The organism is Enterococcus sp. AZ109 (genome assembly GCF_051714625.1).
GTDB lineage: Bacteria > Bacillota > Bacilli > Lactobacillales > Enterococcaceae > Enterococcus_A.
The window spans coordinates 1,630,470-1,650,061 of the sequence record NZ_JBIOSF010000001.1; the positions used below are offsets into that span (position 1 = coordinate 1,630,470).

The 19,592-nt window shown below is 40.8% G+C and carries 23 protein-coding genes; 2 read left to right on the plus strand and 21 right to left on the minus strand.

Going from position 1 to position 19,592, the window contains the following annotated elements:
- Positions 1-20 precede the first annotated feature (20 nt).
- Positions 21-1,706 (minus strand): DAK2 domain-containing protein, encoded by a 1,686-nt coding sequence (locus tag IGI42_RS07670; protein ID WP_438715244.1) that lies wholly within the window; start codon positions 1,704-1,706, stop codon positions 21-23.
- A 27-nt stretch (positions 1,707-1,733) separates the two neighbouring features.
- Positions 1,734-2,096 carry an Asp23/Gls24 family envelope stress response protein gene (locus IGI42_RS07675; RefSeq protein ID WP_438715245.1) on the minus strand — a complete coding sequence of 121 codons (363 nt, stop codon included), beginning with the start codon at positions 2,094-2,096 and terminating at the stop codon, positions 1,734-1,736.
- A gap of 279 nt (positions 2,097-2,375) precedes the next feature.
- Here IGI42_RS07675 and rpmB point away from each other — a divergent pair, with 279 nt between their 5' ends.
- Positions 2,376-2,564, plus strand: a complete 189-nt coding sequence (rpmB, locus tag IGI42_RS07680) for a 50S ribosomal protein L28 (protein WP_010756473.1) — start codon at positions 2,376-2,378, stop codon at positions 2,562-2,564.
- Between the two features lies 1 nt (position 2,565).
- On the opposite strand, the gene IGI42_RS07685 is transcribed toward rpmB, so the two are convergent.
- Positions 2,566-2,730, minus strand: a complete 165-nt coding sequence (locus tag IGI42_RS07685; protein WP_438715246.1) for a hypothetical protein — start codon at positions 2,728-2,730, stop codon at positions 2,566-2,568.
- A gap of 52 nt (positions 2,731-2,782) precedes the next feature.
- Between IGI42_RS07685 and IGI42_RS07690 the strand changes: the two genes are divergently transcribed.
- Positions 2,783-5,389, plus strand: a complete 2,607-nt coding sequence (locus IGI42_RS07690; RefSeq protein WP_438715247.1) for a YfhO family protein — start codon at positions 2,783-2,785, stop codon at positions 5,387-5,389.
- Between the two features lie 55 nt (positions 5,390-5,444).
- Here IGI42_RS07690 and IGI42_RS07695 read toward each other — a convergent pair whose 3' ends face one another.
- The 18 genes from IGI42_RS07695 to rplO all read right to left on the minus strand — a co-directional run bounded on the left by IGI42_RS07695 (position 5,445) and on the right by rplO (position 19,586).
- Complete coding sequence (locus tag IGI42_RS07695) at positions 5,445-6,209, minus strand: SDR family oxidoreductase (protein WP_438715248.1); 765 nt, start codon at positions 6,207-6,209, stop codon at positions 5,445-5,447.
- Positions 6,210-6,227: 18 nt separating this feature from the next.
- On the minus strand, positions 6,228-6,809 hold the full coding sequence (locus IGI42_RS07700) for a hypothetical protein (RefSeq protein WP_438715249.1): 582 nt from the start codon (positions 6,807-6,809) through the stop codon (positions 6,228-6,230).
- Positions 6,810-6,825: 16 nt separating this feature from the next.
- The gene (locus IGI42_RS07705; RefSeq protein WP_438715250.1) at positions 6,826-7,890 is read right to left on the minus strand and encodes an RnfABCDGE type electron transport complex subunit D; all 1,065 of its coding nucleotides are present in this window, start codon (positions 7,888-7,890) and stop codon (positions 6,826-6,828) included.
- Between the two features lie 4 nt (positions 7,891-7,894).
- The gene (rsxC, locus tag IGI42_RS07710; protein WP_438715251.1) at positions 7,895-9,232 is read right to left on the minus strand and encodes an electron transport complex subunit RsxC; all 1,338 of its coding nucleotides are present in this window, start codon (positions 9,230-9,232) and stop codon (positions 7,895-7,897) included.
- Between the two features lie 320 nt (positions 9,233-9,552).
- Positions 9,553-10,599, minus strand: coding sequence for a hypothetical protein (locus IGI42_RS07715; protein ID WP_438715252.1), 1,047 nt, complete (start codon positions 10,597-10,599; stop codon positions 9,553-9,555).
- Positions 10,600-10,758: 159 nt separating this feature from the next.
- On the minus strand, positions 10,759-11,508 hold the full coding sequence (truA, locus tag IGI42_RS07720) for a tRNA pseudouridine(38-40) synthase TruA (protein ID WP_438715253.1): 750 nt from the start codon (positions 11,506-11,508) through the stop codon (positions 10,759-10,761).
- Positions 11,509-11,638: 130 nt separating this feature from the next.
- Positions 11,639-12,436, minus strand: a complete 798-nt coding sequence (locus IGI42_RS07725; RefSeq protein ID WP_438715254.1) for an energy-coupling factor transporter transmembrane component T family protein — start codon at positions 12,434-12,436, stop codon at positions 11,639-11,641.
- Positions 12,426-13,295, minus strand: coding sequence for an energy-coupling factor ABC transporter ATP-binding protein (locus tag IGI42_RS07730; protein WP_438715255.1), 870 nt, complete (start codon positions 13,293-13,295; stop codon positions 12,426-12,428). Before IGI42_RS07730 ends, IGI42_RS07725 begins: the two co-directional genes overlap by 11 nt.
- A complete protein-coding gene (locus IGI42_RS07735; protein WP_438715256.1) occupies positions 13,271-14,107 on the minus strand; it encodes an energy-coupling factor ABC transporter ATP-binding protein in 837 nt (278 codons plus the stop codon). The genes IGI42_RS07730 and IGI42_RS07735 overlap by 25 nt, the downstream gene beginning before the upstream one ends.
- 265 nt (positions 14,108-14,372) lie before the next feature.
- Positions 14,373-14,753, minus strand: coding sequence for a 50S ribosomal protein L17 (gene rplQ, locus IGI42_RS07740; protein ID WP_438715257.1), 381 nt, complete (start codon positions 14,751-14,753; stop codon positions 14,373-14,375).
- Positions 14,754-14,780: 27 nt separating this feature from the next.
- Positions 14,781-15,719 (minus strand): DNA-directed RNA polymerase subunit alpha, encoded by a 939-nt coding sequence (locus tag IGI42_RS07745; protein ID WP_438715258.1) that lies wholly within the window; start codon positions 15,717-15,719, stop codon positions 14,781-14,783.
- Positions 15,720-15,800: 81 nt separating this feature from the next.
- A complete protein-coding gene (gene rpsK / locus IGI42_RS07750) occupies positions 15,801-16,190 on the minus strand; it encodes a 30S ribosomal protein S11 (RefSeq protein ID WP_438715259.1) in 390 nt (129 codons plus the stop codon).
- A 23-nt stretch (positions 16,191-16,213) separates the two neighbouring features.
- Complete coding sequence (rpsM, locus tag IGI42_RS07755) at positions 16,214-16,579, minus strand: 30S ribosomal protein S13 (protein WP_438715260.1); 366 nt, start codon at positions 16,577-16,579, stop codon at positions 16,214-16,216.
- Positions 16,580-16,597: 18 nt separating this feature from the next.
- On the minus strand, positions 16,598-16,714 hold the full coding sequence (gene rpmJ, locus IGI42_RS07760) for a 50S ribosomal protein L36 (RefSeq protein WP_010742772.1): 117 nt from the start codon (positions 16,712-16,714) through the stop codon (positions 16,598-16,600).
- 33 nt (positions 16,715-16,747) lie between these two features.
- Positions 16,748-16,966 carry a translation initiation factor IF-1 gene (gene infA / locus IGI42_RS07765; RefSeq protein WP_010756460.1) on the minus strand — a complete coding sequence of 73 codons (219 nt, stop codon included), beginning with the start codon at positions 16,964-16,966 and terminating at the stop codon, positions 16,748-16,750.
- Positions 16,967-17,139: 173 nt separating this feature from the next.
- Entirely contained in the window at positions 17,140-17,787 is a 648-nt protein-coding gene (locus IGI42_RS07770) for an adenylate kinase (protein ID WP_438715261.1), read from the minus strand.
- 57 nt (positions 17,788-17,844) lie between these two features.
- Entirely contained in the window at positions 17,845-19,146 is a 1,302-nt protein-coding gene (gene secY / locus IGI42_RS07775) for a preprotein translocase subunit SecY (RefSeq protein WP_438715262.1), read from the minus strand.
- Positions 19,146-19,586: a 50S ribosomal protein L15 gene (gene rplO / locus IGI42_RS07780; protein ID WP_207672749.1), complete on the minus strand. Its 441-nt coding sequence runs from the start codon at positions 19,584-19,586 to the stop codon at positions 19,146-19,148. The genes secY and rplO overlap by 1 nt, the downstream gene beginning before the upstream one ends.
- Between the last annotated feature and the right edge of the window lie 6 nt (positions 19,587-19,592).

Below are 19,592 nucleotides of genomic sequence, written 5' to 3' on the forward strand. Positions count from 1 at the left end.
GAAATCCCGGCCTCTTTGGTTTATTCAGCTGAAAGCAAGTAAGGATATACAGGTTGATTTCCTTCGTGGATTTCAACTTCTAAATCAGCATCCATGGATTCGATCGCTTCTGCTAATTGTTGGGCTTGTGTTTTGGTACCTTCTTCACCATAAATGATAGTGATGATCTCAATATCAGCAGTGATCATTCGTTTTAAGGTGTCCAAGGTCGTTTGGAACAAGTCAGCTTCAGATAAGACAATCTTACCATCGATCATGCCAAGATAATCACCTTCGTGAATTTCTACGCCATCGATTGATGTATCTCGGATTGCATTCGTAATTTGTCCACTGACGACTGATTCTAACATTTCGGACATGGCAGTTTTGTTGTCTTCTAAGCTATGTTCTTCATTGAAAGCCAGCATAGCTGTCATTCCTTGAGAAATAGTTTTACTAGGTACAACAGCAACTGGAACATCTGCTACTTCAGCAGCTTGATCGGCTGCCATAAAGATGTTTTTATTGTTAGGTAATACAATTACTTGATCGGCATTAACTTCCTTGATTGCCTTCAAGATGTCTTGTGTACTTGGGTTCATCGTTTGTCCGCCACTGATGACGTAAGAAACGCCTAAGCTTTTGAACAGTTCTTTTACGCCTTCACCTGCTGCAATAGCAATTACTGCATAAGGTTTGCGCTCAGTGCTGGCGGTTCCTTCAAATTCAGCAACTTGCTCATCGTGCTCCAAAATCGTTTCATGCTGTACTCGCATGTTATCGACTTTGATTTTAACCAATGAACCAAATTTTTGACCGTAATTCATGACTTCACCAGGATGTTCAGTATGCACATGTACTTTGACAATTTCGTCATCGTTTACAACTAATAAAGAGTCGCCTATTCCGTCTAAATAATTACGGAAAGTATCGTAATCGAATTCACTGTCGACAGTCGGACCTTGACCTAGCTGCACCATGATTTCAGTACAGTAGCCAAATTTGATGTCTTCAGTTGCCATATGGCCTTGAACACTACGGTGATGCTCAGCATTTACCATTTCATCCATTTCAGCAGGACTTGGTTCAAAGGCTTCATCAGAGAAATATTCGCCATTTAGTGCACTTAAGAATCCTTCATAAATAAACAGCAAACCTTGTCCGCCGCTATCCACTACGCCGACTTCTTTTAAAACTGGCAGCATTTCAGGTGTTTTATCCAATGCTCGTTTTCCGTATTTTACCACGGCTTCTAATACTTCAATCACATCATCGGTTTGCTTGGCTTTGCGATCAGCAGCTTTGGCTGCTTCACGAGACACGGTTAGAATCGTTCCTTCAACAGGTTTCATCACTGCTTTGTAGGCAGTCTCAACACCATGAACTAAGGCTTTAGCGAAGTCTTGGGCGTTTAACGTTACGACATCAGGAATTTCTTTAGAAAAACCACGGAATAATTGCGACAAAATGACACCTGAATTGCCGCGAGCGCCCATTAACAACCCTTTAGCTAACACATTTGCTAATTCACCGACTTTTTCAGAAGGGGAGTTAACCACTGCAGTTGCACCACTGGTCATAGATAAATTCATATTGGTTCCAGTATCGCCGTCTGGCACCGGAAAAACATTTAATGAGTTGACATATTCTGCATTATTCTGCAGACGTTTAGCGCCAGCCTCTACCATTTCTTGGAATTGGCTCGCGCTGATTTCTGTTACCTTCACTTAGATAATCCTCCTTAAGAACACTGCCTAATCTGGCAGTACACGTACACCTTGGACAAATACATTCACTGAATTGGCTGTCACACCTAGTAACGTTTCAAGATTGTACTTCACTTTTTCTTGTACGTTGCGGGATACTTCAGAAATTTTTGTTCCATAGCTGACGATAGTATACACATCAACCGCGATTCCATTTTCTTCTTGACGCACGACGACCCCGCGGGAATAGTTTTCTTTACGTAAAATTTCAGTAATATTGTCTTTAATTTGTTTTTTGCTTGCCATACCGACAATTCCGAAAACGTCGGTTACTGCCCCACCGACTACTGTTGCGATGACATCGTTGGAAATTTCGATCATGCCTGTTTGGGTATTAATCTTCACAGCCATTATTGTTAGCCTCCTTAAATAGGCCTAATTGCCCATTTTTTCTACTATAATATTTTATCATAGCCCCTATGCAATTAAAAGGAAGTTCGACTAAAAGCCTGACTATTGTACTTGCAACTTTTCCACTTTTGAGCTAACAGAGTCTAATTTACCTGCAAAAACCCGTCTTGTCAATCTTTCTTAGAAAATATACTTGCTATTTTATTTCTTTTGTGCTAAATTATTTTAGTATGAGCCAAAGAAGCGCTCCAATATCAAGGCAAAAGGAGGAAACAAAACATGGCAAAAGTTTGCTATTTCACTGGTCGTAAAACAAGCAGCGGTAACAACCGTTCACACGCTATGAATGCAACAAAACGTACTGTAAAACCTAATTTACAAAAAGTTCGTGTAATGATCGACGGCAAACCTAAAAAAGTTTGGGTGTCAACTCGTGCTTTGAAATCTGGAAAAGTTGAGCGCGTTTAATTCAAATTAATCGAACACAACCAAACCGTTCGACTGAACGGTTTTTTATTTTTCTAAGCAAAAGCGCAGCAAACTGTCTTTTTTCTACAAGATGGCTTGCTGCGCTTTTTTCTTCAAGAATTTTTAACACTTCTTTCGGATGATCTTCTTCTTCAATTCTTTTCATCTATGGTAAACTTCTATATATATTGATAGTTGATAGAAATTTGGTGACCCTTTTGAAAAAATATCTTCGTGAAAACCGCTGGTACTTATTAGCCAGCTTTGGAATACCTTTTATATTAATGATGATTGCTTATTTAACCCTTGGAATTTATCCTGGCTCTAGCCGAAGTATCTTAGCTAGTGATGCCTTTTCCCAATTTTCCAACTTCCATGCCAGCTTTAGAAATATGCTGCTAGGGAAACAAGGCTTATTTTATACTTGGAATGCTTCGATGGGGCTGAACTATCTCTCGCTAGTTTCCTATTACTTGGGAGGGTTCTTTACTCCTTTGGTAATTTTCTTTCCTAATCAGTATATGCCGGATGCTTTATATGTCATCACTTTATTGAAAATTGGTTCAGCAGGATTGGCTTTCTGGTTTTATGCAAAAGAAAGCTTCCGATTACCTGATTGGTCAAAGGTTGCGCTAAGTACCAGCTATGCTTTAATGTCCTTTGCCACAGCCCATTCGGAAATTATTATGTGGCTGGATGCTTTTGTTTACTTGCCATTAGTTATCCTAGGGATCAACCGGATTATGGACAAACAAAAACCGACTGTGCTTTTTGTTTCCTATTTAATGTTGTTTTTAACCAGCTTTTATATGGGGTTTATGATCGGCGTCTTTTCAGTTCTTTATTTTATGGCTCGCCTGCTGACCAACTGGAAATACTATAAAAAAAGTATCGTTCCTTACGGTATTACTTCGCTATTAGCTGGTTTTGCTTCGATGATTATGATTTTACCGGCTATCGTTGATTTGCGAACCAACGGAGAAGAATTAACGAAAATCACTCAATTAAAAACAGAAGCAACAGGTTGGTGGGACTTTGTAGCAAAAAATATGGTCGGCGTTTACGATACCACGAAGTATGGATCGATTCCTTTCATTTACATTGGTCTATTTCCTTTGGCACTTTGTTTGTTTTATTTTGTCTCCAAAAAGGTTCCTTGGAAAAACAAGGTTCTTTATGGCTTTGTTGCGGCTTTATTAATCGCCAGTTTTTACATTGTACCAATGAATCTATTTTGGCACGGAATGCATGCACCAAATATGTTCTTGTTCCGTTATGCCTATCTGCTCTCTTTCTTGATCATTACGTTAGGCGCTTGGGGATGGGAAAAGCTCACGCAGGAAAACAGTGTTCAGCTAGTGGCCATTTTACTAATGATGATTGCCGTTATCTCAATTTTTTGGGGAATGAAGGGCAAAGACTATGATTATATCGCAAACTATTCCTTGTATGTTTCTCTGGCTTTTTTAGCTTTTTACGCGCTGATTTTGACGGGACACTACTTCAAGCGGATTCCGCTTAAAACCATGACTGTTTTATTTTTATTGTTAATGGGAACGGAGGCCTTCGTAAACGGGAACGCTATGATTCATGGTGTTTTGAACGACTGGAACTATGCATCCCGCAGTCTGTACACCGATCCTTACCCTAACATTAAATCACTGGTAGATCAGACAAAAGAAGAAAGCGACAGCTTTTATCGCTTGGAAAATCTCGATCCCGTTTCTTCTAACGATGCTTTCAATTACGGCTACAGCGGTATCAGTATGTTCTCTTCGATTCGTAATCGCCACTCTTCTGGCTATCTAGATCAGCTAGGCTTTCGTTCAAGAGGAACTAATTTGAATATTCGTTACCCGAACAATACGTTGCTAATGGACTCCTTTACGGGGATTAAATATAATATTGCTAAAACCGATGACTTGGCAAAATATGGCTTTAGTCAGGTAGGAAAAGAAGGCGACTATCATTTATACGAAAATGATTACCAGCTTCCGTTGGCTTTTACAGCACCAAAAGACGTAACGGACCTTAAACCCTTACCAAATGACAACTTAGGTACACAAACGCAGTTATACAATGCCTTGGCTGAAGAAAATTATCAGTATTATCAATTTTTACCTATTCAAGAGGTGGGGACTGAAAATGCTCTGATTACTAATACTGGCAATATCATGACTATTACAGAGGAAGAAAATAATGTCGCTAAACAAGTGACCTGGCAAGTCCGAGTACCCGCCAATACCCAAGCGTACTTAAGCTTGTTCCCTTATGATTTCGGTGAACTGGAAAGCTCCACTGCTAGTGTCACAGTGAATGGCCGTACCCGTAAAACACAAATCAACATCAATGGCCAGTACTATGACTTAGGATACTATCCAACGGAAACCTACGTGACCTTCACTGCTAGTTTCTATGGAACTGACTCTGTCAGCTTCCAAAATCCGCAGGTTCTCGCTTTAAATACGGTGAATTATCATTTAGCCAGTCGTAAAATTCAGGAAAATGGTGTAGCGATGAGCGTCGGTAAAAATAGCGCCTCTGGTACAGTGACTGCCGATGAAGATCAGACACTGGTAACCACCATTCCTTACGATGAAGGCTGGAAAGCTAAAGTTGATGGAAAAGCAGTCGCTATCACTGCCTTTGAAGATGCCTTTGTCAGCATTCCAATCGAAAAGGGGAAACATAAGGTGACCTTTACTTACACACCTGAAGGATTTATTCCAGGTGCCATTTCCTTTGTAGTTTCGATTTTATTATTTGTTCTTTATCTTTATTGGTTAAGGCGCAAAGCTAATAACCAAATACCTTTGCAAAAATAACGAATAAATAGGCACCTAAGATGCTTTTTGACATCTTAAGTGCCTATTTATTTGTCTAATAGCTTGTCCAGCCGCCATCGACTACTAAGACATCACCATTTACAAAGCTGGCATCGTCAGAAACCAAGAACAAAGCTGCTTTAGCAATCTCCTCGGGATCTCCTGAACGGGGATTAGTTCCCTTGCCTAAGTCTTGACGTTTCTCACCAAATTCATTAGCATCATCAGAAGAATCGGAATCTAAAATACCAGTATCAATTGTTCCAGGTGCGATTGCATTCGCTCGTATACCTTTTTTTGCGTACATATAAGCCGTATTACGAGTAAGGCCCACGATCGCATGCTTGGCTGCTGTATAGGCTGCACCACCTCTAGCACCATGTAAACCAGCAACTGATGCGATATTCAAAATGACACCCGCTTCTTTTTTTAAAAAGATATCTAACGCTAAACGTGACGTATAGAATACACTGTTCAAATTGGTCGCCATTACTTTTTCCCAAAGCTCATCCGTGACATCATGAACAGCTTCGCGACCGTCCATAACCCCCGCATTGTTAATCAAAATATCCAAGGTGCCAAATTCATCTACTGTTTTCTTAAACATTTTTTCTAGTGCTGCTTGGTCACTAACATCCGTTTCCACTGCTAAAGCCGAGCCACCTGCTTGTTCTAATTTTTCAACTAACTCTTCTGCCGCTTTCATATCCAAATCAGCAATAACTATTTTTGCCCCTTGAGCCGCCAAAGTTTCGGCAATGGCTGCCCCCATGCCAGAAGCGCCACCCGTTACAATGGCTACTTGATCTTTTAAACTCATTCAAAACCCTTCCTTCTATTAAAATAAATAGCCAAAAAAGACACCATTAAAGAATGAAAAACTTAGGTACATTAAAAACATGGTGATAATCCCAATCGGCACACCGGTTAAAAACTTGGGGATGGTTGCCATTGACATCCGATCCAACGCACCAATATAAGCCACACTGAACACAAAATACATCGCACCGTAGATAATCACTTGGTACATGAAGTCAGCCACGTCTACGGCTTCAATCCGTGAAAAAGTCGCTGTGCTTAACAAAAAGACGACTGCTACCATCATCTTTTTCAGATCAATAGTCAAAAATATTTTATGCTTGGGTGCAAATAACGTAATACCGCTAATCACTAACGCAACTCCGCCAGCATAGACAAGCTCCATTACACTTTCGGTTCCCGGAATTCCTACCTGTGTCACCAATACCGCAAAAAGAAAACCTGCCACACAATAAGCTAGATAATTTAGTACAGCACTATAGGCAGTTCGCGCAACTGGACTCGGACCTTCTGCCGGCACGCTTTTTTGCTTGTATTTCTGTGCACAATAACAGGTAAGCAAAATACAGATAAAAAATACCAACCGATTCGCTATCGTCATCTTCTGTTCCCTCCTTCTACTTGTTCCACTTGATGTTCAGCAGTTGATTGCCTGCTTCACCTAGCACCCGATTACGCAAAACATAATCAATCAATGGCGTTAAGCAGTTCATAATCAAAATACTGTAGCTAACACCTTCTTCTGTCACACCGTAATACCGGAAAACCATCACCAGCAAACCACAACAAAAGGCGAACAGATACTCACCAGCTCGAGTGGAAGGAGTCGACGCATAATCGGTGGCCATAAAGAAAGCTCCGAACACCGCACCACCACTAAAGACATAGCCCAAAACCGTATTTAAATCCGCTGTGAAAAAGTTTTGTCCATCAAAGACAAAGGCAATTACCGCAATTGTTCCTAGCATAGTTAGCGGAATTCGCAGATGAATGATCTTCTTGTAAAGCAAAATCGCCGCACCAATTAAAATCAACAGCGTACTAGTCTCACCTAAACGTCCGCCAATATTTCCGATAAAGGTATTAAACAACTCTTGTCCTGACAAGCTTCCCCCACTATTCAAAATTTCTAAAGGCGTCGCACTAGAAACAACATCCGGACTAATTCGATTAAAGGGTGGGTCTGGCCAACTGATTTTGAACATTTCAGTAAAGAATAAGCCAACCAACAGGGCCCGGCCACCTAAAGCCGGATTGATAAAATTGAACCCGATTCCGCCGAAAAATTCTTTCACAACAATAATGGCAAAGGCAGAACCAATTGCCGGAAAATACCAAGGTGCAGAAGGCGGCATATTTGCCGTCAATAAAATCGCCGTCACTACTGCACTAAGATCCCACGTTAATTCTTTTTTACATAGCTTAAACCATAAAATTTCACTTAACTGAGCCGTAACGATCGCCACTAGATACAATCCCCACACCCGAACACCGAAATAATACCCCGCTCCTAACATTGACGGAACCAGAGCAATTATCATCCACATCATAATTTTTCTAGTCGTATAATCGCCGCGAATATGCGGATTCGCTTCGGGTGGCGGAACATTTTTTTGCGCTTTGGCAAATATCTCAGCACTTTTGCCAGAAACGTGATCTACTTGTTTTTCGTCATTTTTCATCGTCTTAGGCCTCCTGTAATTTTTCAATCTTAGCCGCAGCCGCCGTGATATTCTTAGCCAAATCACGTCTTGCTGGACAAACATACGTGCAAGCACCACAATTAATGCAGGCTTCTGCCATCAAATCCTGACAACGTTTGAATTCTCCCGCACGATAAAACAAATCCAGATTTTGCGGTTCTAAGCGCATCGGACAAACCTCCGCACATAAATTGCAACGAATACAAGGACTTTCCTCATAATACATGGCATGCTCTGTATTTATCACAACCAAACCATTGCTGGATTTGGTAATCGGCACCTCTAACGTATCAATGGATTGTCCCATCATCGGTCCACCCACAAAAATTTTTCGCGGATCGCCGACAAAGCCTTCACAAAAATCAATCAAATCGCCAGTCAAAGTGCCGATCGGACAAGAGACTGTTTGCTTCTTTTGCACATCTCCAGTTACTGTGCAAAAACGATTGATCAGCGGCTCCTGTCTTTCCACCGCATCGGCCACAGCTGCTGAAGTTGCCACGTTCATCAAGTAGACACCTGAATCTACCGGCAATCCGTCCAAATCCACTTCTACGCCTAACAGACCTTCCAGCAACTGTTTCTCTCCGCCTTGAGGATAACTAGTACGAACCGTTTCTACCGTTACATCAGAAAAATCAGCTGCCGCTTCTTTCATCTTCTTAATAGCATCCGGCTTATCATCTTCAATGGCAACAATGACTTTTTTTGCACCTAAAATCTTTTGGGCAATTCGCGCACCGGTCAATACTTTGGCACTTTCTACTTGCATTAATAGATTATCCGCTTCTAAAAATGGTTCACATTCAGCCCCATTTAGGACAATTGTTTCAACTTCCACATCATCATCGACTGTCAACTTGACATGGGTAGGAAAAGTCGCGCCCCCCATACCAACAACACCAGCGTCAGAAACACGTTCGATCAACGCCTCTTTATCCAAATGATCAAAACTTTTCGTCTTTTCTGGTGCTTCACGAACTTCATTTTCTTCTTTTTTAATTACAATCGTAGGTACCTCACTGCCAGAATTATCCGGCCAATCCAAAATATCTATGACTGTTCCTGAAATCGTCGCATGGGTATTAGCACTGACGAATCCCCCAGCTTCGGCAATCAAATCCCCTGCCATCACATGATCTCCGACTTCAACTACTGCTTCTGCTGGAGCCCCAATATGCTGCTGCATAGGAACATATACCCGTTCTGGAATAAACGTGATCACCTCACGTTGTTCAACCTTCCACTTCTCTTTAAACGCTTCTGTCGACGGGGCAAAAATAAACCCGCCGGAAAACTTACCTGGTGCCGTTCTTTTCATTGCATTTCCTCCTTTTTCGGCATGTACTAAGAAAGACTTCGCAAACTTGCTAAACATTGGGAAACTAAAACTGAGATAAACTGATCCACAAGTTTCTATCAATTTTCCACTTAATCCGACAAAATTAGCCAAGGAAGCCCAACATAGATAACGTTGGTTTAACAAACTTTCCAATTATAAAAAACTAGACCTCGTTAGAATCAAGAAAAAAGGCGTTAGAATCATGTTCTACGCCTTTTTCCCAGAGGATTGAAAGCGCCGTATCCTCGTTAAGTGTCTACGTACGTGCTTTTATCTCTTTACCTATTCAACAATCCTTTTTACATTTTATCTTCAATGACAGGATCTTTTACCATGTTTGCACCCAAGTAGCCAGCTGCCGCAGTTAACACTAAACCTAAGATCATTGCAACAAAGGCCCAGATAGAGGCTTGCGAAGTCGCTGTGGCTGCTTCATCGGCTGTTTGACGTGCTTCTTGGATCGCATCATCTAAATCATCCTGCGCTTGATTTAATGCGTTTCTAGCATTCTCTACTTGTGTTTGAGCTTCATCAGACGCTGTGCGCAAGCCGTTAACAATATTTTGCGTTGCTTCTTCGGCTTCTTGTTGGTTCAAATCTGTATTAGATTCTACTGCATTGGCAATTGCTTGCTCATCAACAGAATCGCCGATTGTTTGTGCTCGCTCTTCTAAACGATTGGATAAATCACTAATGATTTGGTCTGAATTGTCGGGATTGGTTACGATTTGTTTACCAGCTTCCGTAATTTCATCTGTAGTTGCTGATAATTGATCTCTTAAATAATTTGGTTGAAGTTCAGGGATATCGGTATCCTGTAATACTTCCTCCACCTCATTTTGGACATTTTGCGTGTCGACAGAACTAATATTGCCAGATACATCTTCAAAGCCTTGAGTAATAGCATCGCCAGCTCCTGAAGCAACCGTTTCTACACCGTCTCCAATAGCTGAAGTAACGTTGCCTAGTAATGAACCCACAGCTGAAAAAGCCCCGATCGTGACATATGACAAAATAGCAATCAACGCAAAAACGCTAGTAGCCCAAGTTAGAAATCCATGAAGCAAACCAACTCTTCTAGCCGCAATCCCTGAAACTAATCCAGCACCAAAGAATGATAATACCATCGTTACAACTGTCCAAATCAGCACACCGGTGCCAACACCATCTAATGGGTTGTTAGATGTCGGTTCCACCATACCAAAACCAATCGCTGAACCAATTAATGAAAATGTAAATAAAAGTGCAAAAAATGTTACAACTCCGGCAAAAATTGATCCCCAGGAAATATTGTATCCTGCTTCTCTTCCGTCCACCTGCCAATATCTTCTAAGTCCTCTATTCATAATAATTCCTCCTCTTTCTATTTCTGAATATACAAATAGTGTAACAAGAGTTAGTTTTTTTTATCAAATAATATGACTTTAAGCATATTTATTGACAATTTATTGTGCGAATGTACAAAAAAAAGAATCAATAGCTTTTATCGCTATTGATCCCTGTTATTATTTTTTGTATTTTACTTCAGCTAAGTATAACCCTTCTGGATGCGCAGTCGGACCTGCTGCATTACGGTCCTTCTGAGCAATAATTCTAGGAATACTATCAACGGGCAGACGGTCATTGCCGATTTTTAACAATGTTCCAACCAAGATTCGAATCATCTTGTATAAGAAACCATTGCCGCGAAAAATAAAGGTTATCTCACTACCGTCCGAGCTGAGTTCCATGTCCGCTTGATAAATCGTCCGCACCTTATCTTCGATTGAGCCCCCAGTTGCACAAAAAGAAGTAAAGTCATGGGTTCCTAACAAATCAGGCAATGCCTGCTGAATTTTCTCTAAGTTCAACGGGTAAGGATAGTAAGATGCATAAAACCGTCGGAAAGGACTACGCGGTTTTTGAATCTGCACTTTAAAATGATAGGTCTTTTCTACTACATCATACCGTGCATGAAAATCCTCGGTTACAATCTCAACTGAGCGCACCGCAATGTCCTCAGGTGTTTGTGTATCCAAAGCAAAACGCATTCGTTCTTCCGGACGCTTCTGAGGAAAATCAAAGTGAATCACCTGACCGATTGCATGCACCCCCGCATCTGTACGACCTGAGCCAAAGATAGTTACCGGTAATCCATTGTTCATTTTCTGCAACGTTTTCTCTACTTCTGATTGCACCGTTCGACCGTTCGGCTGCTTCTGAAATCCATGAAAGTGCGTACCATCATAGGCAATCACTGCCTTATATCTAACCATAAATTCTCTCCTAAAAAGCGATTTATTCTCATAAAATGAAAAAAACCGAACCATCTTAGTATTGCTCCTACCAATCAGAGCATCAGCTAAATAATAGTTCGGATATTATTTATATCAATTACTAGTACATTTAACTACGGAAAAAGACTAGCACCACAGTAACTATTAGAAAAACAACGATTACTGCTGTGTCTCGGCCAGACCATTTCAGTATCCGGTACTTACTACGACCTTCACCACCACGATAACCTCGCGCTTCCATCGCTGTTGCCAAATCTTCAGCCCGATTAAAACTGCTGACAAATAACGGAATTAACAAGGGAACCACTGCTTTGACTTTTTGGATCAAATTACCTTCACCAAAGTCTACACCACGAGCTCTTTGGGCATTCATGATCTTCTCGGTCTCATCCATTAGTGTAGGAACGAACCTCAGCGCGATAGACAGCATCAACGCAATTTCATGAACAGGAACATGTACCACACGAAAAGGTCCTAAAAGCGACTCTATTGCGTCTGACATCGATAACGGTGGTGTTGTTAACGTTAGCAATGTGGACATAAAAATAATCAAAATGAAGCGGCAAAAAATAAATAGTCCATTTTGAATCCCATACTCAGAGAGACTAAAAATTCCCCAAGACCAATAGAGCGTTCCGCCTCGAGTAAAGAGCATCTGTAAAATCACCGTAAACGAAATCAACCAGATGAGTGGTCGTACCCCGCGAATAAAAAAGCTCAAATCTACTTTAGACAGCATCACCGCAAACAAAGTGAACGCTCCAAGAAACAAATAACTTTGCCAATTGTTGGCTAAAAAGATAATCCCAATAAAATAGAAACTTGCTACCAGCTTTGCTCGGGGGTCCAAGCGATGAATCAGCGAATCTCCAGGAATATACCGTCCAAAAATTAATTTATTCATCATGGGCAATACCTCCTGCCTCACGAACAATCCAATCGGCTAATTCAGTTTCAGTCAAAGGCAGCTGAGTAAAGTGTGCCCCTTTTTCTTGCATCTTTTCAGCAAAGGCACTAGCTGCTGGTACCCCAAGCTGCTTTTCTTTCAACCATTCAACATTTTGAAAGACGGCTTGTGGCGTTCCACTATTAACCACTTGTCCTTTTTCCAACACATACATATAATTAGCAAAGTTCGCTACATCATCCATTAAATGGGTGACCAAAACGATGGTCATATTGCGTTCTTTATGCAAACGCCAGAATATTTCCATCATTTCTTTGCGCCCCGCTGGATCTAATCCAGCTGTTGGTTCATCTAAGACGAGTACTTCTGGCTGCATTGCTAATACTCCAGCAATCGCTACCCGACGCATTTGCCCACCAGACAATTCAAAAGGTGAACGCTCCAAATAGCTGTCATCTAACCCCACCAAACTCAGCATTTCTGCCGCTAGATTCATCGCCTCATCTTCTTTAACGCCAAAGTTTTGAGGACCAAATGCGATATCTTTAGCAACGGTTTCTTCAAATAGCTGTGCTTCAGGAAATTGGAAGACAATCCCTACTTTTTTACGAACAGGCTTTAGATTTTTATTATCAGTGGTCGGCGTAATTATACGATCACCAATTTTCACTTGTCCATCGGTCGGTTTCAACAAGGCATTCAAATGCTGCAAAAGTGTCGACTTTCCACTTCCAGTATGTCCTACTAATGCTGTATAAGATCCTTCTTCAATCGCTAAATCAATGTCAAAAAGCGCTCGCTGTTCAAAGGGAGTATTGGGTTGATAAACATAACTTACTTTTTCAAAACGGATGTCCATAACCAGTCCATCATCCCTTCTTCATCCAAATAGGTAGTTGGGACATCAACCCCACGGTTCTTCAGCGCCATTTTTAATTTTTCCGGAAATGGCAAATCAAGTCCTAAAGTAACAAGTTCAGGACCAGCTGAAAAAATCTCTTCAGGTGTTCCCTCTTGATAGAGTTGCCCTTCTCGCATGACTAAAATTCGATTGGCGCTAGCCGCCTCATCAATGTCATGCGTAATGGAAATAACGGTCAATTCATTTTCATTTTTAATTTGGCGAATTGTTGCAATGACATCTTCTCGGCCTTCAGGATCTAGCATGCTAGTCGCTTCATCCAAAATAATGATATCTGGTCGTAATGCCACAACACCCGCTATTGCTACCCGCTGCTTTTGTCCACCAGATAAGCGAGCAGGTTCACGCGTCGCAAAAGAAGTCATTTTTACTTGTTCCAATGCATTCGCTACTCGTTTTTGCATTTCGCTGCGTTCAATGCCTTGATTTTCTAAACCAAAGGCCACATCATCTTCTACTGTTGCTCCAACAAATTGATTGTCTGGATTTTGAAAAACCATCCCTACCATCCGTCGAATATCCCACACGGACTCTTCAGAGAGCAGTTGCCCACCAACCTTCACACTGCCCTTTTGCGGCATTTGCAAACCATTGATCGTTTTAGCTAAGGTAGATTTACCTGAACCATTATGCCCGACGATGGCGATCCATTCACCTCTATTTATCGTAAAAGAAACATCTTTTAATGCTGGTGGCGTATCTTCTTGGTAACTAAATTCAATCTGATTGATCTCAATAATTGGATCCATGACAGCACCCTTCATTTACATATATTTCGTTTCCTGCAAAACCTGTTCTAAGACTAGCAAAAAAATGGTCTTTTTTCAATCCGTTCTTCTTAAAATGCTTTTTGATACCTTGATGTCTTGACAGGAAATCAGGGTACAAAAAAACACTTTATGATGAGTGCATGCTTCCCAGATAAATCTGGGAAGCTGCGCTGAGCTAGACTCGGAGATTGCTCTCCAACATCATAACACTCTAAAAGAATCATCTTAAAGTGAAGAGTGATTATTAAACAAGTTCAATAACAACCATAGGGGCGTTGTCGCCGCGACGAGGTTCTGTTTTTAAGATACGAGTGTATCCACCTTGACGTTCAGCGTAACGAGGAGCAATGTCGTTAAATAGCTTTTGTAAAGCAGATTCAACAACGATTTCTTCGTTTACTTCGCGAACACCAGCGGTTTCATTACGTACAAAGCTTGCAGCTTGGCGACGTGCATGAAGATCTCCGCGTTTTCCTAAGGTAATCATCTTTTCAGTTGTCGAACGAATTTCTTTCGCACGAGCTTCAGTCGTTACGATGCGTTCGTTGATAATTAAGTCAGTTGTTAAGTCACGCAACATAGCTTTACGTTGGCTAGATGTGCGTCCTAATTTACGATAACTCACGTAGGTTTCCCTCCTTTGTCAACAATATTAATCGTCTTTACGTAGGCCAAGGCCTAAATCGTGTAATTTAGCTTTCACTTCTTCAAGTGATTTACGACCTAAATTACGAACCTTGATCATTTCAGGTTCAGACTTATTCGTTAATTCTTGAACCGTATTGATTCCGGCACGTTTCAAACAGTTGTATGAACGTACAGACAAATCTAGTTCTTCGATGGTCATTTCCAACATTTTTTCTTTTTGAGTCTCTTCTTTTTCTACCATGATTTCCGCATTTTTTGCTTCATCTGTTAGATTTACAAAGATGTCCAAATGTTCAGTTAAAATCTTCGCAGCTAAGCTTAACGCTTCTTGTGCAATGATCGAACCGTCTGTCCAAATTTCCATCGTTAATTTATCAAAATCATCTCTACGACCAACACGTGTATTTTCAACTTGGTAGTTGACTTTACGTACAGGTGTGTAGATAGAATCGACAGGAAGTACACCGATAGGCATATCTTCTTTTTTATTTTCGTCTGCTTGAACATAACCTCGACCAGGTCTTACTGTTAGGCGAGCGTGGAATGTTGCGCCTTCAGCAACTGTACAAATGTACAGATCTTTGTTCAAGATTTCAACGTCGCTGTCAACGATAATATCGCCGGCAGTGACCGTAGCTGGTCCAGTAATATCGATCTCAAGGGTTTTTTCTTCTTCGGTGAATAATTTTAACGCTAAACCTTTGATATTCAAGATAATTTGTACAACGTCTTCTCTTACACCTTTTACAGTAGAGAATTCATGCAGTACGCCGTCAATTTGAATATTAGTGATAGCAGCACCAGGTAAAGAAGAAAGTAGAATACGACGTAGAGAATTACCTAAAGTAGTTCCATAACCTCTTTCTAGAGGCTCAACAACGAACTTGCCATAATCTCTGTCTTCATCAATTTTTGTGATTCTTGGTTTTTCGAATTCAATCATTCTTATCATTTACCCCTTTCAAAACGAAAAGTGTCTTGTTCAATGACGTTCCTGTATAACTCATAGTGAGAGGGGCACTCATTAAACACGACGGCGTTTTGGAGGGCGGCATCCATTATGAGGTACTGGAGTCACGTCACGAATTGCGCTTACTTCCAAACCTGTTGCTTGCAATGAACGAATTGCTGCTTCACGACCAGAACCAGGTCCTTTAACAGTCACTTCAACACTTTTCAAACCATGTTCCATTGCAGCTTTTGTAGCTGTTTCAGCAGCCATTTGAGCAGCGAAAGGAGTAGATTTTTTACTTCCTTTGAAGCCTAATGAACCAGCAGAAGACCAAGCTAGAGCATTACCGTTTGTGTCAGTAATCATGATGATTGTATTGTTAAAAGTCGAATGAATGTGAGCAATTCCTGACTCAATATTCTTCTTCACACGACGTTTGCGATTAACTTTCTTTGCTACCATGAAGATTTAACCTCCTTCACTAATTATTTTTTCCTACCGGCAATCGCGCGAGCTGGACCCTTACGAGTGCGCGCATTGTTTTTCGTGTTTTGACCACGAGTTGGTAATCCACGACGATGACGGATTCCACGGTAAGAACCGATTTCCATCAGGCGTTTGATGTTTAGGTTGACTTCACGACGAAGGTCACCTTCAACTTTTAATTTATCAATTTCTGCACGAATAGCGTCTGTTTGTTCGTTCGTTAAATCACGTACACGAATGTCTTCAGATACGCCAGCATCGGCTAAAATTTGTTTCGCTGTAGTATTTCCAATCCCAAAAATATAAGTTAAAGAAATTACTACGCGTTTATCACGAGGAATATCTACTCCTGCAATACGAGCCATATTAAATTACACCTCCAATTATCCTTGACGTTGTTTGTGTTTTGGATTTGCTGGGCAAATCACCATAACTCGTCCGTTACGACGAATCACTTTACAATGTTCGCACATTGGTTTTACTGATGGTCTTACTTTCATGATAATACCTCCTGAAGTTTTACGGAGTACAATTTACTTAAAGCGATAGGTAATGCGACCACGACTTAGATCATAAGGAGAAAGTTCAACAGTTACTTTATCCCCCGGCAAGATTCGAATATAATGCATCCGAATTTTACCGGAAACATGTGCAAGTACTTCGTGCCCATTTTCCAATTCGACTTTAAACATTGCATTCGGCAAAGTTTCGACGACTGTTCCTTCGATTTCGATCATATCATCTTTTGCCACGCAGAGTACCTCCTTGTTTTTGTTTCGCATTTTCACACGATAAAATGGCGGAAACTGCAGTTCCCACCTTAATTTTTAAGTTTCACTTCTAGTTAGAAGTCGGACTGACATATTCTATCATAAAACATTAAACTTGGCAAGACAAACTGCATTTTTCAAGTCGGTAGTAAAAACTATTTTGCAATGATTTTTTCTACATCCGCAAATACGGCATCAATGTCTCGATCTCCGTCGACTGGATATAACAGACCTGCTTCATTGTAGAAAGCTAAGATAGGTTCACTTGCTTTTACATTCACAGCTAAACGATTCTTAACCGTTTCAGGCTTATCATCATCACGTTGATAAAACTCATGGCCGCCGCAGCGATCACAGGTTCCATCGACTTTTGTAGGATTGAATATCTTATGATAAGTCGCTCCACAATTTCGACAAATAAAGCGTCCTGCTAGTCGTTCAACTAACACTGATTCAGCAACTTGAATTTCGATCACAGCATCGATCTTTTTGTTCAAGTCTTCAAGCATCGCAGCTAGTGCTTCTGCTTGATCCAACGTACGTGGGAAACCATCTAACAAGAAACCTTTATCAGTATCCTGTTGTGCTAGACGTTCTTTCACGATTCCGTTAGTTACTTCGTCTGGGACCAAATTCCCTGCATCCATAAAGGATTTTGCTTTTAATCCGAGTTCAGTCTCGTTTTTAATTGCTTCACGGAACATATCACCAGTACTGATGTGTGGAATATTGTATGTTTCTACAATTCTTTCAGCCTGAGTTCCTTTACCTGCACCAGGCAGCCCCATTAAGATGAGGTTCATTGTTTTCCCTCCTTATAATGCGAAGCGAGAAGGGTGTTGAGGAACCCCTCAACCCACTTACTCTGCATCCATGAAACCGACATAACGTCGTTTCAACATAAGTCCTTCTAACTGTTTCGCAGTCTCCAACGCTACCCCTACCACGATCAGCAAGCTGGTACCACCCAATCCAATCGATTGAGGCAAGTCCCAAACCATTTGAGCAATGATTGGAATTAAGGCAATTAGTCCTAAGAAAATCGCACCAACTACACTTAAACGCATTAAGATTTGCGAAACGTATTCTTCTGTTCCCTTACCTGGGCGCACACGCGGAATATAACTTCCTTGTTTTTGCAAGTTCTCTGCCAATTTTTCGGGATTAACCTGAACAAAGGCATAGAAGAAGGTGAAGGCAACAATCAGAACAGTATAAATCGTTGCACCTGGTACCGTGTTATAACTAAAGAGGTTTCTTAAAACCTCAAACCAATCCTCTGCGCCATAGCGATTTGCTAAAGCTTGCAGTATTGCATTAGGTGTTGCAATAAACGAACTAGCGAAGATAACCGGAATAACCCCGGCAGCATTTACTTTTAATGGCAAATAACTGCTAGTTGGTGCTCCAACAACTTGTTTAGTATATTGAATTGGAATTTTTCGTTCTGCTTGTTGAAAGAAAGTAACAAAGACAATAATTAATAGCATTGCCAGTACTAATATGACAACAAAGATAGCAGATTTCCAAATTTCACTGGATTCAATATTTACGAAATAGTCTTCGTAAATGTCTACGATGCTTTGTGGCAACCGTGAAACGATCCCCGCAAAGATAATCATCGAAACGCCATTTCCGATTCCTTTTTCCGTAATTTGTTCACCTAGCCAAGTAACAACCATCGTACCAGCCGTTAAGATGACACCGATAGTTACAAAGGTTTGCATATCATTATCTGGCACGAAGCCAAATTGAGCAAAATAGTTAAACCCTGCGGTAATAGAAACTGATTGGATGAACGCTAAAACCAACGTTAAGTAACGAGTGGCTTGGTTCAACTTCTTCCGTCCTACTTCCCCTTGCTTGGACCATTCAACAAATTTAGGCACAATATCCATTTGCAATAATTGAATTACAATGGATGCTGTGATATAAGGGGATACCCCCATAGAGAAGATTGAGAAGTTTTGCATAGCTGAGCCGCTGACCATATTCAACATTCTGAAAAATGGCATTTCACTCAAGCCTTGCAAGCCTCTGGCATCTACACCAGGTACAGTGATTTGAGCACCGATTCTAAAAACAAGTAGGATAAGTACCGTAAATAGAATACGAGATCGGATGTTTTTTACCTTAAAAGAGTCTTTTAAAAGTTTAAACATTAGATCACCTCGATTGATCCACCTGCAGCTTCTATTGCTTCTTGTGCAGCTTTCGAAAATTTTGTCGCTTTAACTGTTAACTTTTTATCTAGAGAACCTTTAGCTAATACTTTGATTCCAGATTTTTCGTTTTTAACGATTCCAGCTTCTACTAAGACAACTGGGGTTACTTCTGTTCCATCTTCAAAGCGATTGAGAACATCTAAGTTTACTACAGCGTATTCCTTGCGGTTTACGTTAGTAAATCCACGTTTTGGCAAACGACGGAATAAAGGAGTTTGTCCCCCTTCAAAGCCTAAACGTACGCCTCCACCTGAACGAGAGTTTTGACCCTTTTGTCCACGACCAGAAGTTTTACCGTTACCTGATGATGTTCCGCGACCGACACGATTACGCACTTTACGAGAACCTTCTGCAGGTTTTAATTCATGAAGTTTCATTAATTG